At 72.8% G+C, this 25,149-nt stretch carries 24 protein-coding genes and 1 tRNA gene; 4 read left to right on the top strand and 21 right to left on the bottom strand.

Annotated elements, in window-relative coordinates:
- The first annotated feature begins 70 nt into the window (after positions 1–70).
- Entirely contained in the window at positions 71–211 is a 141-nt protein-coding gene (locus EBO35_RS19385; protein ID WP_164477836.1) for a hypothetical protein, read from the top strand.
- A gap of 27 nt (positions 212–238) precedes the next feature.
- Here EBO35_RS19385 and EBO35_RS05815 read toward each other — a convergent pair whose 3' ends face one another.
- The 4 genes from EBO35_RS05815 to EBO35_RS05800 form a co-directional block, all read right to left on the bottom strand.
- Positions 239–865 carry a response regulator transcription factor gene (locus EBO35_RS05815; protein ID WP_241153880.1) on the bottom strand — a complete coding sequence of 209 codons (627 nt, stop codon included), beginning with the start codon at positions 863–865 and terminating at the stop codon, positions 239–241.
- A gap of 123 nt (positions 866–988) precedes the next feature.
- On the bottom strand, positions 989–1,207 hold the full coding sequence (locus EBO35_RS05810) for a hypothetical protein (RefSeq protein WP_127480183.1): 219 nt from the start codon (positions 1,205–1,207) through the stop codon (positions 989–991).
- Between the two features lie 123 nt (positions 1,208–1,330).
- The gene (locus tag EBO35_RS05805; protein ID WP_122816885.1) at positions 1,331–3,220 is read right to left on the bottom strand and encodes a sulfatase family protein; all 1,890 of its coding nucleotides are present in this window, start codon (positions 3,218–3,220) and stop codon (positions 1,331–1,333) included.
- Positions 3,221–3,346: 126 nt separating this feature from the next.
- Positions 3,347–5,350 (bottom strand): ATP-binding protein, encoded by a 2,004-nt coding sequence (locus EBO35_RS05800; RefSeq protein ID WP_164477835.1) that lies wholly within the window; start codon positions 5,348–5,350, stop codon positions 3,347–3,349.
- 157 nt (positions 5,351–5,507) lie between these two features.
- On the opposite strand from EBO35_RS05800, the gene EBO35_RS05795 reads away from it, so the two are divergent.
- The 3 genes from EBO35_RS05795 (at position 5,508) to EBO35_RS05785 (ending at position 8,294) form a co-directional block, all read left to right on the top strand.
- Complete coding sequence (locus tag EBO35_RS05795) at positions 5,508–7,091, top strand: phytoene desaturase family protein (RefSeq protein WP_396954390.1); 1,584 nt, start codon at positions 5,508–5,510, stop codon at positions 7,089–7,091.
- A gap of 77 nt (positions 7,092–7,168) precedes the next feature.
- A tRNA-Lys gene (locus tag EBO35_RS05790) sits at positions 7,169–7,241 on the top strand.
- Between the two features lie 450 nt (positions 7,242–7,691).
- Complete coding sequence (locus tag EBO35_RS05785; RefSeq protein ID WP_122816883.1) at positions 7,692–8,294, top strand: cysteine hydrolase family protein; 603 nt, start codon at positions 7,692–7,694, stop codon at positions 8,292–8,294.
- A gap of 64 nt (positions 8,295–8,358) precedes the next feature.
- On the opposite strand, the gene EBO35_RS05780 is transcribed toward EBO35_RS05785, so the two are convergent.
- The 17 genes from EBO35_RS05780 to EBO35_RS05700 all read right to left on the bottom strand — a co-directional run bounded on the left by EBO35_RS05780 (position 8,359) and on the right by EBO35_RS05700 (position 25,143).
- Positions 8,359–9,270, bottom strand: coding sequence for a glycine betaine ABC transporter substrate-binding protein (locus tag EBO35_RS05780; RefSeq protein ID WP_122816882.1), 912 nt, complete (start codon positions 9,268–9,270; stop codon positions 8,359–8,361).
- Positions 9,271–9,334: 64 nt separating this feature from the next.
- Complete coding sequence (locus EBO35_RS05775) at positions 9,335–10,309, bottom strand: ABC transporter permease (protein WP_122816881.1); 975 nt, start codon at positions 10,307–10,309, stop codon at positions 9,335–9,337.
- The gene (locus tag EBO35_RS05770) at positions 10,306–11,541 is read right to left on the bottom strand and encodes a quaternary amine ABC transporter ATP-binding protein (protein WP_206422686.1); all 1,236 of its coding nucleotides are present in this window, start codon (positions 11,539–11,541) and stop codon (positions 10,306–10,308) included. Before EBO35_RS05770 ends, EBO35_RS05775 begins: the two co-directional genes overlap by 4 nt.
- Before the next feature lie 243 nt (positions 11,542–11,784).
- Positions 11,785–12,630 (bottom strand): hypothetical protein, encoded by an 846-nt coding sequence (locus EBO35_RS05765; protein WP_122816879.1) that lies wholly within the window; start codon positions 12,628–12,630, stop codon positions 11,785–11,787.
- Positions 12,631–12,652: 22 nt separating this feature from the next.
- Positions 12,653–13,489, bottom strand: a complete 837-nt coding sequence (locus EBO35_RS05760; RefSeq protein ID WP_241153879.1) for an HpcH/HpaI aldolase/citrate lyase family protein — start codon at positions 13,487–13,489, stop codon at positions 12,653–12,655.
- Complete coding sequence (locus EBO35_RS05755; RefSeq protein WP_122816878.1) at positions 13,482–14,642, bottom strand: acyl-CoA dehydrogenase family protein; 1,161 nt, start codon at positions 14,640–14,642, stop codon at positions 13,482–13,484. The genes EBO35_RS05760 and EBO35_RS05755 overlap by 8 nt, the downstream gene beginning before the upstream one ends.
- Positions 14,642–15,097, bottom strand: a complete 456-nt coding sequence (locus EBO35_RS05750) for a Zn-ribbon domain-containing OB-fold protein (protein WP_122816877.1) — start codon at positions 15,095–15,097, stop codon at positions 14,642–14,644. The genes EBO35_RS05755 and EBO35_RS05750 overlap by 1 nt, the downstream gene beginning before the upstream one ends.
- Positions 15,094–16,242, bottom strand: a complete 1,149-nt coding sequence (locus EBO35_RS05745; RefSeq protein ID WP_122816876.1) for an acetyl-CoA acetyltransferase — start codon at positions 16,240–16,242, stop codon at positions 15,094–15,096. The genes EBO35_RS05750 and EBO35_RS05745 overlap by 4 nt, the downstream gene beginning before the upstream one ends.
- On the bottom strand, positions 16,239–16,706 hold the full coding sequence (locus EBO35_RS05740) for a MaoC family dehydratase (RefSeq protein ID WP_122816875.1): 468 nt from the start codon (positions 16,704–16,706) through the stop codon (positions 16,239–16,241). Before EBO35_RS05740 ends, EBO35_RS05745 begins: the two co-directional genes overlap by 4 nt.
- Positions 16,703–17,203 (bottom strand): FAS1-like dehydratase domain-containing protein, encoded by a 501-nt coding sequence (locus EBO35_RS05735; RefSeq protein WP_122816874.1) that lies wholly within the window; start codon positions 17,201–17,203, stop codon positions 16,703–16,705. The genes EBO35_RS05740 and EBO35_RS05735 overlap by 4 nt, the downstream gene beginning before the upstream one ends.
- Positions 17,200–18,420 carry a RidA family protein gene (locus tag EBO35_RS05730; protein ID WP_122816873.1) on the bottom strand — a complete coding sequence of 407 codons (1,221 nt, stop codon included), beginning with the start codon at positions 18,418–18,420 and terminating at the stop codon, positions 17,200–17,202. The genes EBO35_RS05735 and EBO35_RS05730 overlap by 4 nt, the downstream gene beginning before the upstream one ends.
- Positions 18,417–19,811 (bottom strand): MmgE/PrpD family protein, encoded by a 1,395-nt coding sequence (locus EBO35_RS05725; protein WP_241153878.1) that lies wholly within the window; start codon positions 19,809–19,811, stop codon positions 18,417–18,419. Before EBO35_RS05725 ends, EBO35_RS05730 begins: the two co-directional genes overlap by 4 nt.
- Positions 19,812–19,817: 6 nt before the next feature.
- Positions 19,818–21,083 (bottom strand): CaiB/BaiF CoA transferase family protein, encoded by a 1,266-nt coding sequence (locus EBO35_RS05720; protein ID WP_122816872.1) that lies wholly within the window; start codon positions 21,081–21,083, stop codon positions 19,818–19,820.
- Complete coding sequence (locus tag EBO35_RS05715) at positions 21,080–22,114, bottom strand: LLM class flavin-dependent oxidoreductase (protein WP_122816871.1); 1,035 nt, start codon at positions 22,112–22,114, stop codon at positions 21,080–21,082. The genes EBO35_RS05720 and EBO35_RS05715 overlap by 4 nt, the downstream gene beginning before the upstream one ends.
- A 4-nt stretch (positions 22,115–22,118) precedes the next feature.
- Positions 22,119–22,655, bottom strand: coding sequence for a MaoC family dehydratase (locus EBO35_RS05710; RefSeq protein ID WP_122816870.1), 537 nt, complete (start codon positions 22,653–22,655; stop codon positions 22,119–22,121).
- Between the two features lie 198 nt (positions 22,656–22,853).
- Positions 22,854–23,609 (bottom strand): FadR/GntR family transcriptional regulator, encoded by a 756-nt coding sequence (locus EBO35_RS05705; protein WP_122816869.1) that lies wholly within the window; start codon positions 23,607–23,609, stop codon positions 22,854–22,856.
- Positions 23,593–25,143 carry a class I adenylate-forming enzyme family protein gene (locus tag EBO35_RS05700; protein WP_241153877.1) on the bottom strand — a complete coding sequence of 517 codons (1,551 nt, stop codon included), beginning with the start codon at positions 25,141–25,143 and terminating at the stop codon, positions 23,593–23,595. Before EBO35_RS05700 ends, EBO35_RS05705 begins: the two co-directional genes overlap by 17 nt.
- Between the last annotated feature and the right edge of the window lie 6 nt (positions 25,144–25,149).

The following is a 25,149-nucleotide window of genomic DNA, read 5'->3' as shown; positions in this document are numbered from 1 at the left end:
TCCCTGGCTGCGAGGGCACCGGTGGTCCCAGGCGGGTGCTCGGACCGCCCGCCCCGAGAAGGGGGGAGCCATGCTGACACTCGTCCTGATTCTCGCCGCGCTCTCCAGCGCGGCAGTGGTCGTCCAGCTCGTGGTGCCGATGCTGCAGTACCGGCGCCAGCGGCGCATCAGCCTGCGCAGCACGGTGGCCACCTGGATCACCCGGCGCTAGCCGGGACCCCGACCGGAACTGTCGGGTCTAGCCCCGACGGGGCGTGGGCTGCTGCTCGTCGACGTCGAAGCCGTTGCGCAGACCCCACACGACCGCCTGCGAGCGGCTGACGACGCCGATCTTGCGGTAGCAGGAGCGGACATAGGTCTTCACGGTGTTGATGCTCAGGTAGGTCCGCTCGGCCATCTCCTGGTTGGTCAGCCCCTGCACGATCAGCGAGAGGAGCTCCGCCTCCCGGGGGCTGAGGCCGTGCTCCCGACCGGGCCAGGCGGGCATGGTCTCGCTCGCGGGGTGCGGCAACGAGAACGGACGGCCCTCGTGGATGGCGACCAGCGCCGCGGCGAGCTCCGCACCGGTCAGGCCCTTGTGGATGATGCCGACGGCGCCGCACTCCAGGGCCAGGCTCTCGGGATAGGACTCCCAGCTGAAGACCACTACCTTCGCGTCGTTCTCCCGCACCACCCGCCGCAGCTTCTCGTCGCCGGCGACGAGGCGCCCGAAGGTGTCGAAGAGGATCACGTCGGCCTCGGCCGCGATCGCCGACCCCACCGTCGCCTCGACGACCCGGACCCGGTCGGCGTGCTCCTCGAGCATCGCCCGCAGACCCTGGGTGACGATCTCGTAGTCGTTGGTGAGCGCGACGCGGACGGGCACGATGACACTTCCAGAGGCTCCATGGCGGAGCTCTGGTCCCGCACCATCCGCGGGCAGCGACGCCTAGACATTCCAGTAGACCACGACCAGCGGCCTGCGGTCGTCGTCCAGCGCGGACCGGGGTCAGCCGGCGGCCAGGCTCAGGAACAGACGCACCACCGACCACAGCACGGCACCCACCACGCCGGCCACGAGCGCGGCCAGGAGCACCGCCGCCAGGACCCCCGCCACCACCGGGCGGGCCCGGCCCGGATCGAGGCGGCGGGCGGCTCCGCCGCCGGCCGCCAGCACCTGGGGCGGACGCGCGTGCCGCCGGGTCCGCAACGCGTCGGATCGTCTCATCGCCGAGCTCCTCCCTGCGGTGGCGCCCGAGCGGCCCCAGCAGAACCTCAGCGTGCGCCGGGACGGCGCTGCGCGCCCCACCCGTTTCGGGCGAGCGTCACCGCCGGGAGGCGGCGCGGCGCGCTACGGGATGAGAACGCGGTCCCGCACGGGCGCTGGCTGCTCGGGCTCGGGAGCCGGGTCGGCGGGCTCCGCCGGGCCGGACCGGGGCTCGGGCAGCGCCCCGAAGCTCCGGTTGCAGGAGGCTCCGACGCAGCTCGAGAGCAGCTCGGCACGACGGCGCAGCTCCGCCCGGACGGCCGCGTAGCGGGGGTCCCGGTGGACCGAGGTCAGCTCGGCGGGGTCGGTCATCCGGTCGAAGAGCACCTCCTCCTCCGGCGCGAACCACGAGACGCCGTACACGTAGCGCTCGGTGCGTACGCCGCGGAAGCCCCACTGGTCGGCGGCCCGGCTCTGCGGCGCGCCCGCCAGCAGCAGTGTCGTGTCCCGCCAGGCGGGCTCCCCCGACCCCGAGGCGGACCGGAGCTCGGGGACGAAGGACCGGCCGTCGAGCACGTGCGTCGGCGTCGCCCCGGCCACGTCGAGGATCGTGGCCGCGAGGTCGGCGAGGTGGACCGGCAGCGTCGAGGAGCCGGCGCGCACGCCCGGACCGGAGACCAGCATCGGGACCGTGAGCGCCTCGTCGTAGAAGACGTTCTTGCCCATCGAGGCGTGCTCGCCCAGCGTGTAGCCGTTGTCGGAGGTGACCACGAGGTAGGTGTTGCTCAGCTCCCCGAGCCGGCGCAGCTCCTCGACGGTGGCCGCGATGCCGTCGTCGACCGAGCGCAGCGCCGCGGCGCGGTGCACGAACTGCTGCTGCACGTAGTCGCGGGAGTCCGCGCGACCCTCCGAGGACAGCCAGGACGCCGGCTTGTCGCTCAGGTCGGCCTCGGCGAAGGCCGGGTCGGACAGGGACGGGGCCTGGCGCCCGGCGTACGCCTTGACGTACTTCGGCTTGCCCACGGGCGGGTTGTGCCTCGCCGCCCAGCTGGGGCCCCACGCGTAGTGGGGGGCCGGGTGGCCGGCCAGCACGAAGAACGGGTTCTGCCGGTCGGCGTCGCGGCGGATCGTGGCGATGCTGCGCTCGGTGATCCGGTCGGTCACGTAGTCGTCGCGGAACCGGTCGCCGTTGACGAAGCCGAACGTCTTGTAGTCGTAGGTGCCGCGCACCAGCGCGTCCCAGGTGGACCAGCCCGGCTCGGTCGGCTGGGCGACCGACCCGCCGTAGCCGTTGAGGTACTTGCCGTGCAGCGCGGTCCGGTAGCCGGCGGCGCTGAGCATCGTGGCCAGGGTCGAGGCCGGGGTGTAGGACGCGTAGCCGCCGTGTACGCCGGAGTTGTGGCGCACCCCGTTGTTCTGGGCGTACTGCCCGGTGAGCAGCTGGGCCCGGGCCGGGCAGCACAGGGGGTGGGCGGAGACCGCGTCGGTCAGCTCCAGGCCCGAGCCGGCGAGCAGCTTGCGGGTCTTCGGCAGGTGGTTCAGCTCGTCGGCGCGCATGTCGTCGAGCAGGAAGACCACGACGTTGGGCTTGCCCAGCGGGCGGACCGCCCGCAGCTTGGCCTCGGCGGTCCGGACGGCGTTGCGGGCGCGGGTGCGGGCGCGTAGGGCGCGGCGCACCTTCGCCTTCCCGGTGCGCACGGCCGTCCGCTTGGCCTTGACCAGGCGCGCCTTGCGGGCCCTCGGCGCCCTGCTCTTGCGAATCTGGCGCAGCTGGCGCTCCGCCTTCCGGACTCCGGACCGGGCCTTGCGCAGCCGCTTGTCGACCTTCGCCAGCTTCGCCCGGGCAGCCTTCACCGCGGCGACCGCCGCCGGCACCGGCTGGGCTGCACGGTCGTCGGCCGGGCTGGCCGGGCTGGCCGGGGCCGCGGCGGCGGCCGGGCGGGCGCCCGTGTCGGGGACGACGCTCACTGCGCCCGCGACCGCCAGGGCGAGGGCCACCGCGGCGGTGACCAGGGCAGCGAGAACGCGACGCATCAGCAGGCTCCTTGGATCTTCTCCTCGGCGTGCCTCGAGGCGGCACCGCACCCGCAGATCGTGTCACGGGCGACGCCCGGTTCTTTACCTTTTTTCGGGCCCGCGCGCGTCGCGCGGGGCTCGCGGTCAGCCGACGATCGGGAGCCGGACCCGGAAGGTGGTGCCCTCCCCCGCGGCCGACTCCACGGCGATGGTCCCGCCGTGGCGCTCGACGATCGCGCGCGCGATCGACAGGCCCAGCCCGCTGCCCTGGATGGCGTTGCGGCGGGCGAGCTCGGAGCGGAAGAAGCGCTGGAACAGCAGGTGCTGCTCGGAGACCGGGATCCCGATCCCGGTGTCGGCCACGCTCAGCTCCACCGCGTCCCCCGAGAACACCAGCGCGACCCGGACCCGCCCGCCCGGCGGGGTGAACTTCACCGCGTTGCCGACCAGGTTGACCACCACCCGCTCCAGCAGCTCGGGGTCGCCGAGGAACGGCACCGGGTCCGGTGGCAGCGTGAGGTCCAGCTCCAGGTCCCGGCCCCGGACCGCAGGCACCGCCACGTCGTACCCGGCCGCGACGACGTCGCGCAGGTCGAAGGCCCGCTCGGCCTCCAGGACCGCGCCGTCCTGCATCCGGGAGAGCGAGAGCAGGTCGTCGATGAGCCCGAGCAGCCGGCGGCTGTTGGCGTCGATGCGGCGTACGGCGTCCGCCTGCGGGCCGGAGAGCTCGCCGAAGTCGCCGTCCTCGAGCATCTCCAGGTAGCCGCGGATGCTGGTGATCGGGGTCCGCAGCTCGTGGCTCACCGTCGAGACGAACGCGTCCTTGACCGCGTCCACCTCCTGGAGCCGGTCCACCGCCTCCTTCAGGGCGCTCTCCGCCAGCAGCCGCTCCGTGACGTCCTCGGACGTGCTGACGTAGCCGACCACCCGGTCCACCTCGTCGGTGATCCGCGAGATCGTCATCAGGTGGCTGCGCTCCTCGCCGTCCCCGCGCCGCAGCCGCAGCTCGCTGGCGCCCACCTCGGGGCCGACCAGGGCGCTCAGCACGTCGGCGAACCGGTCGGTGACCCCCAGCTCGGTGGCCTTCTCGCTGATCGCGCCCGCGGTGTGCAGCAGCTGCGAGTCGTGCCCCAGGACGTCGCTGGCGCGGTAGCTCAGCAGCCGCTCCGCGCCGGGGTTGAACAGCGTGATCCGGCCGGTCTCGTCGGTCCCGATGATCGCCACGCCGGGCGTGCCGCGCACGATGTTCTCCAGGCGGTCCCGCTCGGCCGCGGCCTCGCGGGCGGTGACGACCTGCTGCCCGACCCGCAGCAGCAGCGGGACCACGACCAGCACGCAGGTGATCGCGAACGCCGCGAGCAGCACCCCGCGGGCGTCGCGAGGCAGCTCGAAGGCGTCCGGGGCGGCCGCGAAGGGGCCGCGCTGGAAGGTCGTCATCGTGATCGCGAAGAACATCACCGCGCACACCTGGACCAGTGCCTCGAAGGGGCGGATCCGCAGGGCGCTCCACACGAGCACGGGAATGATGAGGAAGGTCAGCGTCGGGAAGTGCACCGGCGTGAAGATCAGCGGGGTGACCACGAGGATCGTGAGCCACTGGAGGATCCGCTCGCGGGTGCTGGCCACCGCGCCGTGGTCGGGGAGCCGGCAGAAGAACGGCACGATCGCCAGCTGGGAGGCCAGGTGGGCGGTGCCGAGCGCCAGGGCGACGAACCACGGCGAGCCGAACCCGGTCACCGCGGAGGTCAGCGCGCCGGCGAGCGCCATCGTCGCGCCGCCGGCCAGGCAGGCGCCGAGGTAGCGGGCCAGGTCGCCGTCGGTGCGCAGCCGCGGCAGCGTGGCCGCGGCGCCGCCCAGCATCCGCCACACCACCCAGACCTCCACCGCGGTGCCGAGGCCGTAGCCGACCGCGACCGCCGTCGGGCGACCCGCGAGGTCGATCGAGACGATCGCGGAGGCCGCCACCACACCGAGCAGGAGCGGGACCCGGCGGCCGCCGGAGGCCAGCAGCGCGGCCGTGGCCACACCGACCGGCCAGATGCCGATGACGTGGCCGTCGTCGGGTGCGCTCAGCACCGCCGCGAACCCGGCCGCCACCATCACCAGCATCAGGACCGCCACCCGGACGCCCGCGGGCACTCCCAACACCTGCTCCCCTTCCGAGACCTTCGCCACGACTGCGCCAGCATCGGGCCAAACCGGCCACCGGCGCCGGAAGTTGGGCCACTGGCTCGCCGGCCCGCGCGGATCGGGGGCCCGGGTGGGGCGCCGGTCCAGACCAGTAGCCGTGCCCTAGGTTGGGTCGGTGAACTCGCTGACTTCCCCCGCCCGGACGCACTACGACGCGGTGGTCGTCGGCGGCGGGCACAACGGCCTGGTGTCCGCGGCGTACCTGTCGCGGGCCGGCCTCTCGGTCCTGCTCCTCGAGCGCCTCGACCACACCGGCGGGGCGGCCGTCTCGGCCACGCCGTTCGCCGGTCACGGCGCCCGGCTCTCGCGCTACTCCTACCTGGTCTCGCTGCTCCCGACCCGGCTGGTCGACGACCTCGGCCTGGACCTCGCCCTCACCTCCCGCAGCACCGCGTCGTACACGCCCTGGAGCCGTGGGGGCCGCACCGGCGGCCTGCTGGTCGAGCGCCCCGAGGGCGAGGCCACCCGGGCGTCGTTCCGCGAGCTGACCGGCGGCGAGGACGAGTACGCCGCCTGGCAACGCTTCTACGCCGAGGTCGGGGACCTCGCCGGCGTGGTGGCGCCGACCCTGATGGAGCCGCTCCCCCACGAGCGGGCGATCCGCGACCAGGTCGACGCGGCCGTGTGGCGCGACCTCGTCGAGCGTCCGCTGGGCGAGGCGCTCGAGGCCCGGTTCGCCGACGACACCGTGCGCGGCGTCGTGGCCACCGACGCCCTGATCGGCACCTTCGCCTCGCTGCGCGACGCCTCCCTGGTCCAGAACCGGTGCTTCCTCTACCACCTCATCGGCAACGGCACCGGCGAGTGGCGGGTCCCGGTCGGCGGCATGGGCGCGGTCACCGACGCACTGGCCGGCGCGGCCGTCGCGGGCGGCACCGAGATCATCACCTCGGCCGGGGTCAGCGCGATCCGCGGCTCCGACGACGGGGCCGAGGTGACCTGGCACGCCGGCGGCCGCGAGCACACGGTCTCGACGCGCCACGTGCTCGCGAACGTTGCCCCGTGGGTGCTGCGGATCCTGCTCGGCGAGGAGGAGGACCCCGGGACCAAGCCGGTCGGGTCCCAGCTGAAGGTGAACATCCTGCTGGACCGCCTCCCCGCGCTGCGCTCGGGCGTGGACCCGGCCGTCGCCTTCGCCGGCACGCTGCACCTCGGCGAGGAGTACGCCGCCCTCGAGGCGGCGTACGCCCAGGCGGCCGCCGGCGCGGTCCCGACCCGGCTGCCGGGCGAGGTCTACTGCCACACCCTGAGCGACCGCTCGATCCTCGGCGACGCGCCGTCCGGCACCCACACGCTGACCTACTTCGGGCTGCACACCCCCGCGACCCTGTTCGAGGCGAACCCGGCGGCGACCAAGGCGGCCGCGGTCGCCCGGGCGATCGCGTCGCTCAACGAGCACCTCGCCGAGCCGATCGAGAACTGCGTGGCCCGCGACGCCGACGGCAACCCTTGCATCGAGGCGAAGATCCCCCAGGAGATCGAGGCCGACCTCGCGATGCCGGGCGGCCACATCTTCCACGGCGACCTGGACTGGCCGTGGGCGGCCAACCGGGCGCGGCTGGACACCCCCGCCCAGCAGTGGGGCGTGCAGACGGACCTCGCCTCGGTGCTGGTCTGCGGCTCCGGCGCCCGCCGCGGCGGCGCCGTCTCCGGCCTGGGCGGGCACAACGCGGCCCAGGCGGTGCTGGCCGCCCGCTGAGCGGGCTCCCCCGGGTCTCGACGGCCCCGATTTTCCGCCAGCGGGAGGCGCTGGTAGTGTTCCTCTCGCTTCACCGGGCGCCATTAGCTCAATTGGCAGAGCAGCTGACTCTTAATCAGCGGGTTCGGGGTTCGAGTCCCTGATGGCGTACAGATACAGCCCCTGACCAGCGGAAACGCTGGGCAGGGGCTTTGTCGTTCTCATGCAGATTCCCCCGAGGTGCCCTGAGGCTGGGGGTCGTGTGCCTGAGGACGCGCCCGGACCAGCCCTCAGGCACACGACTCGGCGCCAGCGCGCCAGCGCCGGTTCCAGCCGGGTTCCGCAGGGGACGCCGAGGAAGCCCATCCCAAGCGGCCGGCTGCTCGCAGGGATCTACGCCGAGCACCGTCGCGCGGGTCGTGCGCGCGCCGCCCGCAGGACCGCTGGATCCGTTCGAGCTCCTTCGCTGTCCTGATCAGGAGAAGTCCGCGCCCGGGCACCGTGGTCGTCGAGCGGCCCGCCGGACATCGGCTCCGGCACGACTGGCATGCTGCTCCCCCCTGGTATGCCGTGGATCACTCCGGCGCCGGGCCCTCACCCCGCACCCGATCGGAGCCCTCCATGTCTCTCTCCACCACCGACACCGCCCTGCTCGTCATCGACATGCAGAACGGCTTCCTCGACGCGGAGGGGTCGATGGCCCGCATCGGCATGCCCCACGAGGCCCTCCAGCCGGCCGTCGCCGGCTGCGAGCGCCTGGTCCGGGCCGCCCGCACCGCCGGGGTCCCGGTCATCTACACCCGCTACGTCTACCAGCCCGGGTACGCCGACGGCGGTCTCCTCCCCCACGCGCTGATGCCGCAGATGACCGAGGTGGACGCCCTGATCACCGGGACCTGGGACGCCGAGATCGTCCCCGCGCTGTCGCCGCAGGCCGGCGAGGTCGTCATCGACAAGGCCCGGCCGAGCTCGTTCTACGGGACCTCGCTCGAGCCGGTGCTGACCAGCCAGGGCATCCGCTCGCTGGTCCTGTGCGGCGTCACCACCAACATCTGCGTGGAGACCACCGCCCGGGACGCCGGCCAGCGCGACTACCGGGTCCACGTCGCCACCGACGCCGTCGCCGAGTACGACCAGAACCGCCACGAGGTCGCGCTCTCGACGATCGGCTTCACGTTCGGATGGCTGACCAGCGTCGACGACGTCGAGGCCGCCTGGGCCTGAGCCGGCCCCGGACGACGAAGGGCTCCTCCCGACCGGGAGGAGCCCTTCGTGCGCGTGCGGGGGGTCAGCCCTTGAGGGAGTCCACGAAGTCGGGGTTCTCCTCGAGCCAGGCCTCGACGGCCTCCTCTTCCTTGCCGTCGCCGTACTCGTTGACGACGAGGTTCTCCAGCGAGCCGTACTGGGCGTCGTCGAGCTTGAAGTTGCCGAACATCTCGGCGAGCTCCGGGTTCTCGTCGGCGAAGCCGGCGGTCGCGATCGCGTTCAGCGTCTCCGCCTCGCCGAGCGCGCCCTCGGGGTCCTCCAGGTCGCGGACCGGGAACTCCGAGTTGGCCCAGAACGGCTTCCAGAGGGTGACGACGATGTCGTCCTCGGCCTCGGTCGCCTTCTTCAGCTCGGTGAGCATCGCGGTCGTGGAGGACTCCACGAGCGTGTACTCGTCCTCGAGCTCGTAGGCCGGCAGCACCGACTCCTTGGTGACCTTGGTCAGCCCGGCGCCCGGCTCGATGCCGATGATCTTGCCGTCGTAGTCGTCGCCGGCACCCTTGAGGTCCGCGATCGAGGTGAGGTCGCTGTACTCCGGCACCGCGAAGGTCAGCTTGGCGCCCTCGTAGTAGGCGCCCAGGTCCTCCAGGTCGTCGCCGTACTCCTCCAGGTAGGACGCGTGGGTCACCTGCGGCCAGGCCGACGGGAAGACGTCGATGTCGCCCTCGGCGACGCCGGTGTAGAGCGGGGCCGCCTCGGAGAGCTCCTCGATCTCGACCTCGTAGCCCTCCTCCTCGAGGATGGCCTTCCACAGGTACGCCGAGCTGAGGCCGTCGGTCCACGACGGGATGATGCCGAGGGTGATGGTGTCGCTGCCGCCGCCGTCACCGCCGCCGCTGCCCTCGTCGTCGGACCCGCAGGCCACCAGGGAGGTCGCCAGAGCGGCCAGGCCGAGCGCCGTGCCAACGGCGCGGGTCACCTTCGTGCGCTTCATTCGTCGTTTCCTCTCGTTCTTCGTGTCCGGTCCTCGCGGACCGCCCTACCGCCTCGCTGCGGGCTCAGCCCGTGGAGACGACGACGTCCTCGGGGGACGTAGGTTCGGTGGTCGAGACGTTGCGCGCCGCCCGGCGTCGCGGGAGCCGGATGCGGCCCCGGCGCCCGGCGCCGATGGAGGCCGTGAGCCGGTCGAGGTAGATCGCGAGGATCACCACGGACAGGCCGGCCTCGAAGCCCAGGCCGATGTCGAGCCGGGAGATCGAGCTGGTCACCTCGCGTCCCAGTCCGGGAGCGCCGACCAGGCCGCCGATCACGGCCATCGACAGCGCCAGCATGATGACCTGGTTGATGCCCGCCATCACGGTCGGCAGCGCCAGCGGGAACTGGATCCCGCGCAGGATCTCGCGCGGGGTCGCGCCGAACGCGTGCCCGGCCTCCACCACCTCCGCGTCGACCTGGCGGATGCCGAGCTCGGTCAGGCGTACGCCGGGGGGCAGCGCGAAGATCACGGTCGCCACCAGCCCGGCCGAGACGCCGATGCTGAACAGCGTCACCACGGGCACCAGCCACACGAACGCCGGCATCGTCTGCATCAGGTCCATCACCGGCCGCACGACACGGCTGACCCGGTCCCACCGGGCCGCGGCCACCCCCAGCGGGATCGCGACCACCAGGGCCACGAGCGTCGCGACCAGCACCAGCGCCAGGGTCTCCATGGCGTTGTCCCACTGGTCCATGCCGATGACCACGACCAGGCCGACCGCCGAGGTCAGCCCCAGCTTCCAGTCCTTCAGCAGCCAGGCGAGCAGGGCCAGGACCAGCGCCAGGACCAGCGCCGGCGGCGACATCAGCAGGCCGGCGAGCCCGTCGACGGTGGTCTCGATCAGGTCGCTGACCGTGTCGAAGAAGTCGCCCAGGTGCTCCTTGACCCAGTCGAACCCGGAGTCGATCCACTCGCCGACGGGGATGCGCGGCACCCCGGACTCGACGGTCTCGGCCCGTGCCACGGCGTCCGCCGGAATGGTCGTGGTGCTCATGCCTGGGCTCCCGTCTGGTCGAGCAGTGGATCGGCGATCGCCGGGATCGAGCCGGTCGTCTCCGCGGCGCTGGCGCCGCCGAGCGCGGCGAGCAGGGTGACCCGCGGGATCACGCCGAGCAGGCGGTCCTGCTCGCCGACCACGGCGAGGGCGACCGGGCTCTCGGCCGAGGCGCCGAACAGGTCGGCGACGGCGACGTCGGGGCCGACGGTGACGGCGGGCTCCAGCAGGCCGACGAGGTCGTCGCCGCCGCGCTCCAGCGCCGCTGCCACTGTCTCCTCGCGGACCGTGCCGCGCAGCCGGCGGTCCCGGTCCACGACCATCAGCGCCGAGAGCTGGTGCTCGCGCATCAGCCGGTGCGCGGCCCGGGGGCCCTGCTCGGCCCCGAGCACGGCGACCGGAGGCTCCATGACCGAGCTCGCGGTCAGCACCCGGGTCCGGTCGACGTCCTGGACGAACTGGGCGACGTAGTCGTTGGCGGGGTCGTTGAGGATCTGCTCGGCGGTGCCGACCTGGACGATCCGTCCGTCGCGCATCATCGCGACCCGGTCCCCCAGGCGCATCGCCTCGTTGAGGTCGTGGGTGATGAAGAGGATGGTCTTGCCCAGCCGGTGCTGGAGCTCGACGAGCTGGTCCTGCATCTCGCGGCGGATCAGCGGGTCGAGGGCGCTGAACGCCTCGTCCATCAGCATGATGTCGGTGCCCGCGGCGAGCGCCCGGGCCAGGCCGACGCGCTGGCGCATGCCGCCGGAGAGCTCCCCGGGCATCGAGCCGCCCCAGCCGCCGAGGCCGACCAGGCCGAGCGCCTCCTCGGCACGGCGTTCGCGCTCGGCGCGGTTCACGCCCTGGATCTTCAGGCCGTACGCCGCGTTCTCGCCCACGGTGCGGTGCGGAAGCAGCGCGAAGTGCTGGAAGACCATGCTGACCTTCTCGCGGCGCACCGCGCGCAGCCGGCGGGCGTCCAGGCGGGTGAGCTCCTCCCCGCCGACGGCGAAGGTGCCGGCGGTCGGCAGCAGCAGGCCGTTGGCCATCCGGATCAGCGTGGACTTCCCGGAGCCCGAGAGGCCCATGACGACGAAGATCTCGCCCTCGGCGACCTCGAAGGAGGCGTCGATGACGGCGGCGGTGAGCCCTTCGGCCCGGAGGTCCTCACGGGTGGCCCCGGCGCGCATCCGTTCCACGGCGCGTTCGGGTCGGCGCCCGAAGACCTTGTAGACCCCGTGCGCTTCCATGACTGACACCTTCGACGAGCTCCTCGCGTCCCGCGCCGGCGTGTTCCGGCGTCGTGGCATGCGACTGTCGCTCGTTCTGCCCGTGCCCTTTGCGCCGCGGACGGCGTCCCAGGTGCCCCGTTCGATCTGCGGCACTACACGGACTGAACGCACCGAGCCGAGTCGTCGGGGGGCGCCAGCCGCCCGTCGACCCTAGCGGGGGTAAAGAACCATGCTCAAATTGGCTCCGGGCCCGGGCGCGCCTCAGCGGTCCCGGCGGCCCGTCATCCGGCGCCCGACGGCGAGCGCCAGGCCGGCTCCCAGAGCCACCACGGCCCCGGCTGCGGCGGCGATCAGGCTCGCGGTGCGCAGGTCGGCGGTCGCGGCCCACCAGACCTGCTCGACGACGTCCTGGTCTAGCGCGGGAGCCCGCCCCGCGAGATAGCCGCGCAGCAGCCACACCGCCCCGATCAGGGCCAGCGAGGTCAGCGCGCTGCCGACGCCGAGCCGGGCCAGCGCCCCCATCCGGCGCCGCGCCAGCAGCAGCGCCAGCACGACCAGCACCACCCAGACCACCGGCAGCACCCGGCCCAGCCGGTCCACGAGCCGGTACGCCGCGCTCGCCCGGTCCAGCTCCTCGGCGTCCAGCACCTGGATCGAGACGTCCACCGGGGTCGCCGGGGCCGGCACCCCGAGCTCGCGCAGCACCGCGCGGGCGACCGGGGCCAGGGAGATCGACATCCCGCGGCTGGCGTCCTGGTCGTCCTCGAGCTCGCGCACCACCTGCTCGTGCGCCGCCCGGTTCGCCTCCGCCCAGGCGTCCTCGAAGGCCGGGCTCTCCAGCACCCGGCGGACCGCCGAGCGGGCGACGGTCCCGAGCGTGTCGCCGAACCGGTCGCCGAGCGCGGTGCCGTCGACAGCGGCCAGGACCCGTCCGGTCAGCCGACGCTCGACCGCCCGCTGGACCGCCTCGTCGGCGGCCAGCGGGCGGACGGTGTCGACGTACCGGTCGGTGTCGGTCGCGACCGACGCCGTCCAGGTCGAGGCGATGGCCACGGGCAGCAGGAGGCAGGCCAGCACTCCCGCCAGACCGCTCAGCACCGCCCTCATGGCGCCGACCCTAGGGCATCGCTCAGCGGGTCCGAGCCAGGACGAGGCGCGCCTGGCGCAGCACCGCCTCGTCGACGAACCGCCCGTCGGCGTCCACGCCCACGGCCTCGCCGCCGGAGAACCGCTCCAGCAGCGCCTGCGCCTTCTCGACCTCGGCGGCCGACGGCGTGAAGACCTCGTTCGCGACGGCCACCTGGGCGGGGTGGATGCAGGCCCGGCCCACGAAGCCCAGCCGCGCCAGCGCCTCGGTGGAGGCACGGAACGCGTCGAGGTCGCGGAACTCGGTGGAGACCGGGGCGATCGGCGGCGCGATGCCGGCCGCCGAGGAGGCGAGCACGACGTGGCTGCGCACGTGCAGCAGCTCGCGCTCGTCGGGACCGGTGGTCACGCCGATGTCGGCGCGCAGGTCGGCCTCGCCGATCTGGAGCCGCTGGACCCGCGGACCCGAGGCGATCTCCAGCGCGCGCAGCACAGCGGCGGCGCTCTCCAGGAGCGGCACGACGCGAGCGTCCGAGCCCTCAGCGGCGAGCAGGCCGTCGAGCTCGACGAGCTCCTCGGCCGACTCGGTCTTGGCCAGCATCACCCCGGCGAGGTTCGTCGCCCCGCCGATCGCGCGGACGTCCTCGGCCATCGGAGCGCCCGGGTTGATCCGGACCCAGATGGTGGTCTCGGTGTCCGGCAGCCCGTCGAGCCAGGTCGCGACGATGTCGCGGGCCAGCTCCTTGCGGTCCACGGCGACAGCGTCCTCGAGGTCGACGATCAGCTCGTCGGCGCCCCGGTCCAGCGCCTTGCGGAGCTTGTCCGGCGCGTCGCCGGGGACGTAGAGCGCGGAGCGGGCCAGGCGCGGCTGCTCAGCCAACGATCGTCTCCTTCTTCATCAGCGACTTCGCCACGACCGTGCGCAGGATGTCGTTGGTGCCCTCGCCGATGCTCATCAGGATCGAGTCGCGGTAGAGCCGCTCGACCTCGAACTCGGTGGAGTAGCCGTAGCCGCCGTGCACCTTCAGCGAGTCGATGGCCGCCTGCAGGGCCACCTCGGAGCAGAAGATCTTGGCCATGCCGGTCGCGCCGTCGGCGCGGCCGGTGCGCACGGCGTCGGCGGCCCAGTAGGCCATCAGCCGGGCGGCCTGGACCTGGGTGCCGAGCTCGCCGATCTTGGCCTGGATCAGCTGGAACTCGGCGATCGCCTTGCCGAACGCCTTGCGCTCCTGGGAGTACGCCAGCGCCTCGTCGTACGCGCGCTGGGCGATGCCGACCGAGCGGGCGGCGATGTTGACCCGGCCCCACTCCAGTGCGGAGAGCACCTGCTGCATGCCCCGGCCCTCGACGTTGCCGACGAGCTGGCTGACCGGGACCTTGACGTTGTCGAGCAGGATCTCGCAGGACTCGGTGCCCTTGTAGCCCAGCTTCGGGATGTCCTTGGTGACCTCGAAGCCGGGGGTGCCGGCCTCGATCAGCAGCACGCTCATGCCCTTGTGCGCCGGCGAGGCGGTCGGGTCGGTCTTGACCAGGACCGGAAGCGGGTCGGCGTACCGGGCGTTGGTGATCCACATCTTCGCGCCGTTGACGACGTAGTGGTCGCCCTCGAGGCGGGCGGTGGTGCGGATGCCCTGCAGGTCGGTGCCGGCGTCGGGCTCGGTGAGGCCGATGCCGGTGCGGCGCTTGCCGGTGGCGAGGTCGGGCAGGTACTTGTTCTTCTGCTCCTCGGTGCCGTGCATCGCGATCAGGCGGCAGGCCAGCGAGTGGCTGCCGAGGATGCCGGCGATGCCCATCCAGCCGCGGGCCAGCTCCTCGAAGACCAGGGCGAACGAGACCGGGTCGAGGTCGAGGCCGCCGTACTCCTCGGGCACCGTGATGCCGAACAGGCCCATGTCCTTCATGCCGTCGACGATCTCGGTCGGGTAGCGACCGGCCTGCTCCCACTCCCGGGCGACCGGGATGATCTCCTTGTCGACGAACTGGCGCAGCAGCGCCTTGAACTCGCGCTGGTCCTCGTCGAGCTTGAAGTCCATCAGTGCTCCTTGGTGGTGTCGGGAGAAGTGCTGCCGAGAGAAGGGGTGAAGTAGGGAAGGGCGCGCCCGTCGGGCAGGTCCGCCCAGGCGACGGCGACCGGGTCGCCGATGGTCCAGGCTCGCTGGTCCGGGACAGCCGGCTCCAGGCGGGTCAGCACGACCGGGCCCTCGGCCAGCCGCACCCGGGCGACCGTGTACGGCGCGTCCAGCTCCGGGCGCGGGGCCCGGTGGACGGTGGTGAAGGTGTCGACGGCGCCGGTGCCGGCGGCGTCGACCTGGCTCAGGTGCTCCATCGACGAGCACGCCGTGCAGACCGCGCGGGGCGGGTGCTGCACGTGCCCGCAGGCGCCGCAGGACTGCACAGTGAGCCGGTGCTCGCGGGTCGCGTCCCAGTACGGCGTCGAGACGTCGTCGGCGGGCGGGACCTCGGGCGGGTCCCAGGTCGCTTCGCTCATCGGGCTCCTCCCAGGACGACCGTCGCGTGCGTGGACAGGATGCCCCCGGTGCCGTGGGCGACAGCGATCTCGGCGCCCGGGACCTGCCGGTCGCCGCACTCGCCGCGCAGCTGGCGCACGGCCTCGACGAGCAGCAGCACGCCGTACTGGCCCGGGTGGCAGTAGGACAGCCCGCCGCCGGCGGTGTTCAGCGGCAGCGCGCCGCCGGGCCGGATCCGGCCGTCGGCGATGAAGTCGAGGACCTCGCCGGGGCCGCAGAAGCCGAGCCCCTCGACGCTGAGCGCCGCGGTGATCGTGAAGGAGTCGTAGACCTCGAGCACGTCGACGTCCGCGGCGGTGATCCCCGCGCGGCCGAAGGCGTCGGCGCCGGAGCCGGCAGCCCCCGGGACGGTCAGGTCGGCCACCGCGGTGAACGAGGTGTTGGTGGTGCGCTCGCCGTAGCCGAGCACCTCGACGGGCTTGCGCTTCAGGTCGCGGGCCCGCTCCAGCGAGGTGACCACCACCGCTCCCCCGCCGTCGGTGACCAGGCAGCAGTCGGCGGCGGTCAGCGGCGAGGAGATCATCGTGGAGCCCAGGACGTCCTCGACGCTGAGCGAGCCCTTGCCGTAGCGGAACGCCTTCGGGTTCAGCAGCGCCCACTCCCGGGCCGCGATCGCGACCTCGGCGAGCTGCTCGCGGGTGCCGCCGTACTTGTGCAGGTAGGCCTGCGCCGCCATCGCGTAGTACGACAGCGGGTAGAGCATGTCGTAGGGCTCCTCGAACTGCGCCTCGGGGATCCACGGCTCGTGGACGCCGCCGAGCTTGCGCGAGCGCGCCGAGCGCTGGTTGGAGGCGAACGAGATGACCACCGTGCTGCACTGGCCGGCGGCGATCGCCTGGGCCGCGCGCCCGACGTACATCTCGTAGGCGCTGCCGCCGGCGAACGTCGAGTCGGTCCAGGTCGGCACGATCCCGAAGTAGTCGGCGAGCTGGGTCGCGGAGAACCGGGAGACGCCGGCAGTCGCGATGCCGTCGACGTCGGCCAGGGTCAGCCCCGCGTCGGCCAGCGCCCGGGTGACCGCCTGCGTCTGCAGGGTCATGATCGAGGAGTCGGTGACCCCGAGGTCGGACTCGGCGGCACCGACGATCGCGACGCCGGTGCTCATGCCGGGGCGCCCGGACCGTCGGGGGTGCCCAGCAGCACGACGGCGCTGGCCGGGGCGGCGGCCGCCCGGCCGTCCGAGCCGTCCTCGGCCACGACGACGACGCTCATCGACACCGAGATCCGGTCCTCGCCGACCTCGGTGACAGTGCCCGCGCAGCGCAGGGTCTCCCCGGCGAAGACGAGGTTGCGGAAGGTGAACTCCAGCTCGCGCACGAACGACTGCGGGCCGAGCCAGTCCTGGAGCATCTCGACCAGCAGCGCGCCGAAGACCTGGCCGTCGACGATGGGGCCGGGCAGCTTCTTCTCCGCGACGTACGCCGTGTCGTAGTGCAGCTTGTGCCAGTCCCAGGTGGCGCCGGCGTAGGCGACCATGTCGGTGAGCGTGATCGTGCGCTCCAGCGGCGGGATGACGTCGCCGACCGCGATCGCGGCGTGGTCGGCGAAGGATGCGGTGGCCTCGCTCATGCCTTCTTCTCCAGTCCCACGAAGATGATCGTCTCCGCGTTCTCGGCCAGCAGCTCGTCTTCCTGGTTGGTGTAGGTGGCGGTCGAGCCGACGATGAGCATCTGGTTGCCCGAGCCGGTGACCTTCTCGGTCACCGAGGTGATCCGCCAGGTCGCGGTGACGACGTCCTCGGGCCGGATCCGGCGGTGGAAGGTGTACTTGTTGCCGCCGCGGACCTGCCGGGTGCCGGGGATGTCGAGTTGCCAGGTGTGGCCGGCGTACCCCTCGGCGTCCATCGGGAGCCCGGCGTACTGGTTGGTCTCGCAGACCAGTGTCAGCGGCGCGGTGACGCCGGCCAGGCCCTGAGCGCGGGCGTAGTCGGGGTCGGAGTAGAGCGGGTTGTCGTCGCCGATGGCGAGCCCGAAGTAGCGGCCCGCCGCGGCGCCGAACGGCTCCGGTGCTGTGTAGACCCTGGTCTGGCCCTCGAGGGCGCGGACCTCGTCGGTCAGCAGGCTCATGCCCGGTCCTCCGGGTAGAGCGCCAGCGGGAAGACCTCGAGCAGGAACTCGGGACGCAGCAGGCCCTGGCAGATCGCGCCGGTGGAGGCGGGCCACGGCGCCTGGAGCAGCCGCTCGCGGACGCCGGCGACCGCCCGGTAGTCCGGGATCGCCGACTCCACGCAGTACTCGGTGGTCTCCAGCAGGTGGCTGGCGTCCAGGCCGGCGTGCTTGAGCAGGTGCAGGATGGCCTCGAAGGTCACCTCGGCCTGGGCCCCGATGTCGCCGGGGTGCAGCGCCTCCTGGGTCTCCATGTCGAGGGCCGCGAAGCCCGACATGAACAGCGTGCGGCCCGCCTTCACGCCCGGGGCGTAGGTGAGCGTGTCGTAGCGGCTCCAGCCCGGGTTCACCAGCTCCAGCGGGTGCCGCGAGGCGGTCACGTCGATGGCGACCAGCTGGCCCGGCTTGTGCAGGCTGCTCATCAGGATGCCGCCGGCGCCGGGGTAGACGCCGCCCTCGTTGTTGCCGAGCAGCTCCTTGCGGACCCGGTGGGTCTTGCGGTACTCGGCGCGGGTGTCCGGGGTCGAGTAGTCGTAGGTGGTGACCGCGTTGTCGAGGCTGAGCCCGACCTGCTTCAGGAGCACGTCGGCCTGCTCCAGGCAGTAGCGGTACTGGGCGGCGAAATCGCCCGGGTGCACCACGTCGCCGGCCGCGTCGACGGGGATCATCGTCGGCAGGTAGACGGTGCCGTCGTGGCCCTCGGTGATCGGCGAGGCGACCCAGTTGCCGGCGTCGCGGACCTCGCTGGCGACGCGGAGCTGGTCGCCGCCGCCCTTGACCGCGTGCAGCTCGACCTCGAGCCAGGCGGCGCGGCGGACCAGGCGCTCGACGACGACCGTGCGCACGGTCGGCTGGTGGGCGCCGAAGACCTCGCGGCGCACGGCGGCGGTGGTCTCGTACTCGGGGAGACCGGCGAGCGTGACGTTCTCGGTGACCCGGGTGACGTCCTCGGGGCCGAACCCGGCGCCGGCCAGGATGGCCAGGCACTTCTCGTAGGCGATCCGCGACTGCTGCTCCATCGAGCCGGACACGGTCATCTTGCCCACCGCGGGGTCGTGGCGCGCGGAGGTGTGGCCCGAGGTCCAGGCCGCGTCGCCCTCGCTCAGCCCGAGGCAGAACGTGAACCCCTCGTAGGGGAACCAGGGGAACTCGGCGGGCTTGATCGCGGAGAGGGTCATGCGGGGACCTCCAGGGGAGCTTCGGCCGCAGCAGCGGCACGGGACAGGAGCAGGGTCAGGTCCGGCGCGTCCGGGAGGGCGTGCAGGGCCTCGGCCAGGGCGGCGGCGCCCGGACCGGCGTTGCCGGTGAACTTGGCGAGCAGCGCCTCCTCGGACAGCGGCGCGGAGCCGCCGCCGGGGCTGCGGTCCACGTGGCCGTGGACGGTGCGGCCGCCGGTGAGCGTCAGCACGACGTCGCCGGCCGCGTCGGCGGCGACGCCGCCGTCGGGACGCACGTCCCAGCCGATCCGGGCGGCGAGCCCGGTGATCTCGGGCCGGCCCAGGTTGTCCGGCGCGTAGGTGTCGACGCCGACGTGGCCGTCGACCAGCAGCGCCGCGACGCTCCACGGCAGGCTGAACTTCGCGGCGTACGGGCTGACCGGGCGGGTCAGGTCGCGGCCGTCGGCGCACACGACGCTCGCCGAGTCCGGGTGGACCTGGGCGTGCAGCGCCTCGACCTCGTCGACGCCGGCGCCGGCCGCGTCCAGGGCGGCGGTCGCGGCGGCCATCGTGGCGTGCGCGAGCTGGCAGGTGGGCCAGGGCTTGATGCCGATCCGGGTGGTCTCCCAGGTCTCCCCCAGGCCGCGCAGGATCACGCCGGTGTCGACCGGGCCGGTAGCCAGCGCGTCGTACACGCCGTGCGGCCCGTCGAAGACCGTGTCCGGGCCGGTCGCGCCGGCCGCGGCGAGGCGCGCCGCCAGGATGCCAGCCTGCGAGGCGAAGCCGGGGTGCAGCTGCTTGGTGCTCGCGCCAGTGGCGAGGAAGGCGAGCAGCCCGCCCGCCTGGCTGCCGGCGATGCCGAGCGCGTGCGTCGTCGTGGCGGCGTCCAGGCCCATCAGCCGGGCGGCGACCGCCGCCGAGGAGAAGACCCCGGCCACCATCGTCGCGTGCAGGCCGCCGGCGTGGAACCCGTTGGGGGCCGCTGCGGCGACCCGGCAGGCCACCTCGTAGCCGACCACCGCGGCGTCCAGCACCGCGCGCCCGTCGGCCCCGACCTGCTCCCCGACCGCGAGCGCGGCCGGCAGCACGACGGCGGTGGCGTGCACCAGGCCGCCGGCGTGGGTGTCGTCGAAGTCGAGCGCGTGCACCAGGGTGCCGTTGGCCAGTGCGGCCGCGGGGGCGGAGAGCCGGGTCGTGGCGCCGAGGATCGTCGCCTCGGCCGGTCCGCCCAGCCCGGTCGCGACAGTCACCGCCGCGGCCGCGGCGTCGGAGCGGGCCGCCGCGACGGCGTTGCCGAGCCCGTCGAGCAGGTGCCGCAGCGCCGCCGCCTGTACGTCGGCCGGCACGGTCAGCGGCCCGGTGGCCCAGCGGGCCAGCGCGGGTGCGGTCAGGGTCTCGGACTTCTCCGCCATGGGGGCTCAGGCCTCCGCGGCGCCGGACGCCTGGGCGACGTCGACGACCTCCGCGGCGTGCTCGGCCACGGCCGGGGTGCCGAACGCACCCTGGGCGGCCAGCGCGGCGATCCGCTCCTGGTCCAGGCCGAGGATGCCGCCGACGATCTCCTCGAAGTGCTCGTTGCGCTGCGGGGCCCGCACGTACTCGGGCAGGTCCGCACCGACGCGCACCGGCGAGGCGAGCTGACGGACGGTCCCGTAGCGCGGGTGGTCGGTCTCCACGATCAGGTTGCGCGCCAGCGTGTGCGGCTCCTTGAGCGCGGCCTCGACGTCGTTGATCGGGCCGCACGGGATCGAGGCGGGGTAGCACTTCGAGAGCCAGTGGTCGACGGTCTCGGTCTTGAAGATCTCCTCGAGCAGCCCGGTCAGCTCGGCCTGGTTCTGCTGGCGCAGCGAGAACGTCGCGAACTTCGAGTCGGGCGTGGCCCACTCCGGGTGGCCGATGACCTCGGCCAGCCGGACCCAGAACTTCTCCTTCGCGCAGCCCACGATGAACCAGCCGTCGGAGGCCTCGAATGCCTGGAACGGCACCAGCGAGGGGTGCGCGGAGTGGCTGATCCGGCGCGGCGTGTAGCCGGCGTTCATGTGCCAGGTCGCCGGGTAGGTCAGCATCGACATCGCGGTGTCGTAGAGGCTGACGTCGCAGTCCATGCCGACGCCGTCACGGCGCGCGGCGTGCAGGCCCGAGAGCAGCGAGAGCGCCGCCACGTAGCCACCGGAGAAGTCGACCAGCGACAGCCCCGACTTGGTGGGCGGGCCGTCGGGCTCGCCGGTCAGCTCCATCCAGCCGGCCAGGCCCTGGAGCACGTAGTCGTAGCCGGGCTCCTTCTGGCGCGGGCCGGTCATGCCGAACCCGGTCAGCGAGCAGCACACGATCGCGGGGTTGAGGTGCTTGAGCTGGTCGTAGGTGATGCCGATCTTCGCCGGCACGTCGCCGCGCAGGTTGGAGTAGACGGCGTCCGCGTTGCGCACCAGGTCCTCGAAGACCTCGCGCCCGGCGGGGGTCTTGATGTCCAGCGAGAGCGACTTCTTGTTGCGGTTGAAGGTCTCGAAGAAGAGCGAGTCCTCCTCCTCGAAGTACGGCGGCACGTACCGGCCGACGTCGCCGCCGACGCTCGGGTCCTCGATCTTGATGACCTCGGCGCCGAGGTCGGCGAGGTGCACGCTGCCGAAGGGGCCGGCGCCGTACTGCTCGAGGGAGATGATCCGGACGTCTTGGAGCGGCTTCACTGACGGCCTCCTGTGAGGGTCGCGATGAGTTCGATGATCCGGTCCTGGGCCGCGCGGGTGTCTGCCGCCGCGATGCCGTGGGTCGGCGGGCTGAGCTTGACGGCGTCGGCCTTGCCCTCGTAGGCGCTGATCTGCTCGGCGACGCGGTCCTGGTCGCCGTTGAGGGTGAGCGCGTCGACCATCTCGTCGCTGACGGACTCGGCGAGGTAGTCGGCGCCCTGGCCGGAGCGGAACGCCTCGATCACACGCTGCTGCTGCTCGCCGAGGCCGTGGAACTCGAAGAAGTCCGCGTAGGTCCGGACGCTGGCGTAGAAGCCGACCAGGCCGGCGACGCGGCGCTTGGCCACCGTCGCGTCTGGGTCGACCGAGCAGCAGGCGGAGACGACCAGCTCGATGTCGGAGCGGCTGCGGCCCTCGACCGCGGCCAGGCCGGCGTCGATCTCGGGCAGCACCCGCTGCTCGAGGTACGACGGCGAGCACAGCTCGTGGCTGATCCAGCCGTCGGCGATCCGGCCGGCCAGGCGGGTCATCGCCGGGCCCATGGCCGCCAGGTAGATCGGGATCCGGGTACGGCGCACCGGGAACGGCCGCTCGTAGCCGCGGATCCGCATCGGCTCGTACTCGCCCTCGAGGTCGATCTGCTCCCCGGTGGTGCAGGTCTCCCAGAAGTGCCGCACGTTGCGGACGGTCTCGCGCAGGTGACCGACCGGCTTGCCCCACTGGGCGTTGTGCCAGTCCTCGTTGAGCCGCTGCACGCCGGTGCCGAGGCCCAGCAGGAAGCGGCCGTCGGACATCTCATCGAGGTCGAGCGCCTCGAGTGCGGTCACCATCGGGCTGCGGGTGAAGGCCAGCGCGATCGCGGTGCCGACCTGCGCGGTCGTGGTGGCCTGCGCCAGGACCGCGGCGCTCAGCGTGGCCGAGCGGTGCAGCTCGGGCACCCACAGCACCTCGGCGCCCGCGGCCTCGGCGCGGGTCGCGGCGTCGGCCAGCTCCGGCAGCGTCTCGCCCCAGGGGGCGTAGGTGATCCGCATCCGCTCAGCCCTCGGCGAGCGGGGTGCCGTCGGCGAGCGCCTTCTTGCCCTCGGGGAAGAGGCCCTCGAGCTGCTCGGCGCCACGCTTGTAGACGTAGAACGTGCGCTTGAACGAGCAGACCTCGTCGCCGCTCTGGTTCAGGGTGCGGGTCTTCACGGTCACGATGCCGGCGTGCGGGCGGCTGCCCGACTCACGCTTCTCCAGCACCAGCGACTCGCTGAAGAGCGTGTCGCCCGCGAAGACCGGGTGGGTCATCCGGATCTCGTCCCAGCCCAGGTTCGCGAAGGCGTTCTGGGTGATGTCGGTGACGCTCTGGCCGACGGCGATCGCCACGGTCAGGGTCGAGACGACCAGCGGCTTCTTGAACTCCGACTTCGCGGCGTACTCGCTGTTGAAGTGCATCTGGTTGGTGTTCATCGTCAGCAGCGAGAACGAGATGTTGTCCTGCTCGGTGACGGTGCGACCCAGTGGGTGCTGGTAGATGTCTCCGATCTCGAAATCCTCGAAGTACCGTCCCTGCCAGCCTGGCACCTTGGCCATCTCTACACCTCTCACGCACGTCGTCGGACTCCGCCGACCCTAAATGTCTGACATATCGAGTGTCAAGCGTCATACGCCCCGTCATTTCGGGGCTGCACGGCTTTCGTTCGAGGCTATATCACGGTTTCGGAACGCGGTTTCGGCGTCCGCCCCCCGGGCAGTGGCGGTCAGGGCCGGGCCGGGCCGGGCGGAGGGGCCTCAGTCGCGGTACGCCGGGCGGAGGCCGACGAGGTGGTCGTGCATCGCGGCGGCCGCGGCCTCCTCGTCGCCGCTCTCGATCGCGGCCAGGATCTGCTGGTGCTCGTGGTCGACCCCGGTCCAGAAGCTCGGCGGCACGTCCGGGGAGAGGAACTTGGCCTGCAGGACCCGGTAGACCGGCTCGGTCACCATCGCCAGCAGGGTGTTGCCGGCCGCCTCGACGATGACCTGGTGGAAGGTGCGGTGCTCGGTGAACCGGGAGCCGCGGCCCCGGCTCGCGGTCTCCCGCTCGATCGCCTCGCGCAGCGCGTCCAGGTGCTGCGGCTCCCGGCGGGCGGCGGCCAGCCGGGCCGCCGGCACCTCGAGGACCTCGCGAGCCTCGAGCATGGCGGCGACGGTCACCCCCTCGCTGCCGGACATCAGCCCGATGCTGGTCTCCAGGTAGTCGCTGACCTTGTCCATCTGCACCTGGCTGACGAAGGTGCCGCCGGTGGTGCCCCGGACCGTGTGGATCAGGTCCCGGGATGCGAGCACCCGCAGCGCCTCGCGCACCGTGCTCCGACTCACCCCGAAGGTGGCGGCCAGCTCGGCCTCCGGCGGCAGCCGGTCCCCGGAGGAGAGCGAGCCTCCGAGGATCAGCTCCCGCAGCTGGTCGGCCACCTGCTGGTAGGCGGGACGGACCTTGCTGACCGTCAGGAGCTCGGCCGCTCCGGTCCGCGGGCGTCCCGTGGGACGGGGCTCATTCCCGGTCGGCATGCTTCTCTCCCTGTGGTGGCGCCGGTGGCACCGAGACGTACTCGTCCCGGATCTGGCGCTTGAGGATCTTGCCCCCGGCGTTGCGGGGCAAGGCGTCGACGACGTGCCACTCGCGCGGCACCTTGTAGCGGGCGATCCCCGAGCGGACGTGCTGCTCGAGGCTCGCGGTGTCCACGGTCCGCCCGGCTCGGGGCACCATGAACGCAGCGATCCTCTCACCGTACGTCGGGTCCGGCACCCCGATGACTGCACATTCGTCGACGTCGTCGTGGCGGACCAGGACCTCCTCGATCTCGCGCGGGAAGATGTTGACGCCCCCGGCGATGATCATGTCCTTGAGCCGGTCCACGATCGAGATGAAGCCCTCCTCGTCGCGCACGGCCACGTCGCCGACGGTCACGAACCCGTCGGCGTCGGTCGCCTCGGCGGTCGCCTGCGGGTCGCCGAGGTAGCCCTTCATCAGCATCGGCGAGCGCGCGAACAGCTCGCCCGGCTCGCCGGCCGCGACCTCGGCGCCGTCGCTGCCGAGCAGCTTGACCTCCTGCATGAACCACGGGTGCCCGACGCTGCCGGCCTTGCGCAGCGAGTGCTCGGGGCGCAGGTCGGTGACGATCGAGCACTCGGTGGAGCCGTACAGCTCGTGCACCCCGACGCCGGGGAACGCCTCGTGGACCCACTCCTTGAGCTCGACCGGGAGCGCGGCGGCGTTGAAGTAGAGCGTCTCCAGCGCCGAGAGGTCGTACGCCGCGGCCGGCGACTCCACGAGCCGGCGGATCTGCTGGGCGTGGGTCGGCACCAGGAACACGGTGCTGGTGCGCGAGTCCTGGACCATCCGCAGGAACTCCTCGGGGTCCCACTTGCGCAGCACGGAGGTCGTGCCGCCCAGCTGGGGACCGGCATAGCCGAAGGAGAACCCGGCGCCGTGGTAGAGCGGCGCGACCGCCATCGTGTTGCGCGAGGGGCCCAGGCCGTACTCGATCGCGGCGCCGTACGCCGTCAGCACCCGGCCGGCGTGGGTGAGCATGACGCCCTTGGGCCGACCGGTCGTGCCGGAGGTGTAGGTGAGGCAGAACAGGTCGTCCCCGCCGACGTCGACGCCCGGGTCCCGGGGGGTGCCGGCGCTCAGGAACGCCTCGTAGTCACGGCCCGCGTCGCCGCCGCCGTCGAAGCCGAGCACCAGCGGCAGCGTCTCCAGCACGGTCTCGGCGTTGGCGGCGATCGCCGGGTCGAGGATCAGCGCCCGGGCGCCGGAGTGCCCGATGATGTACTCGTTGTCGGCGGCGTTGTTGCGCGAGTTCAGCGGGACCATCACCAGGCCGGCCTTGGCCAGCGCGGTCGCGATCTCGAAGTACTCCAGGCGGTTGCCGGAGAGCACCGCGACCGTCTCGCCGGTGCGCAGCCCGGCGGCCAGCAGCCCCGACGCGAGGCGGCTGGAGCGCTCGTCCATCCCGGCGAAGGTCAGCGAGCGGTCACCGTCGACCGCGGCGACCTGGCCCGGCGCCGACCGGGCGAACTCCCTGATGCCACTCGCCATGTTCAG

Source organism: Nocardioides pantholopis, assembly GCF_003710085.1.
Classification (GTDB): Bacteria; Actinomycetota; Actinomycetes; order Propionibacteriales; family Nocardioidaceae; genus Nocardioides; species Nocardioides pantholopis.
Note: the sequence above shows the minus strand (reverse complement) of the source record. Positions and strands in the feature narration are given on the sequence as shown.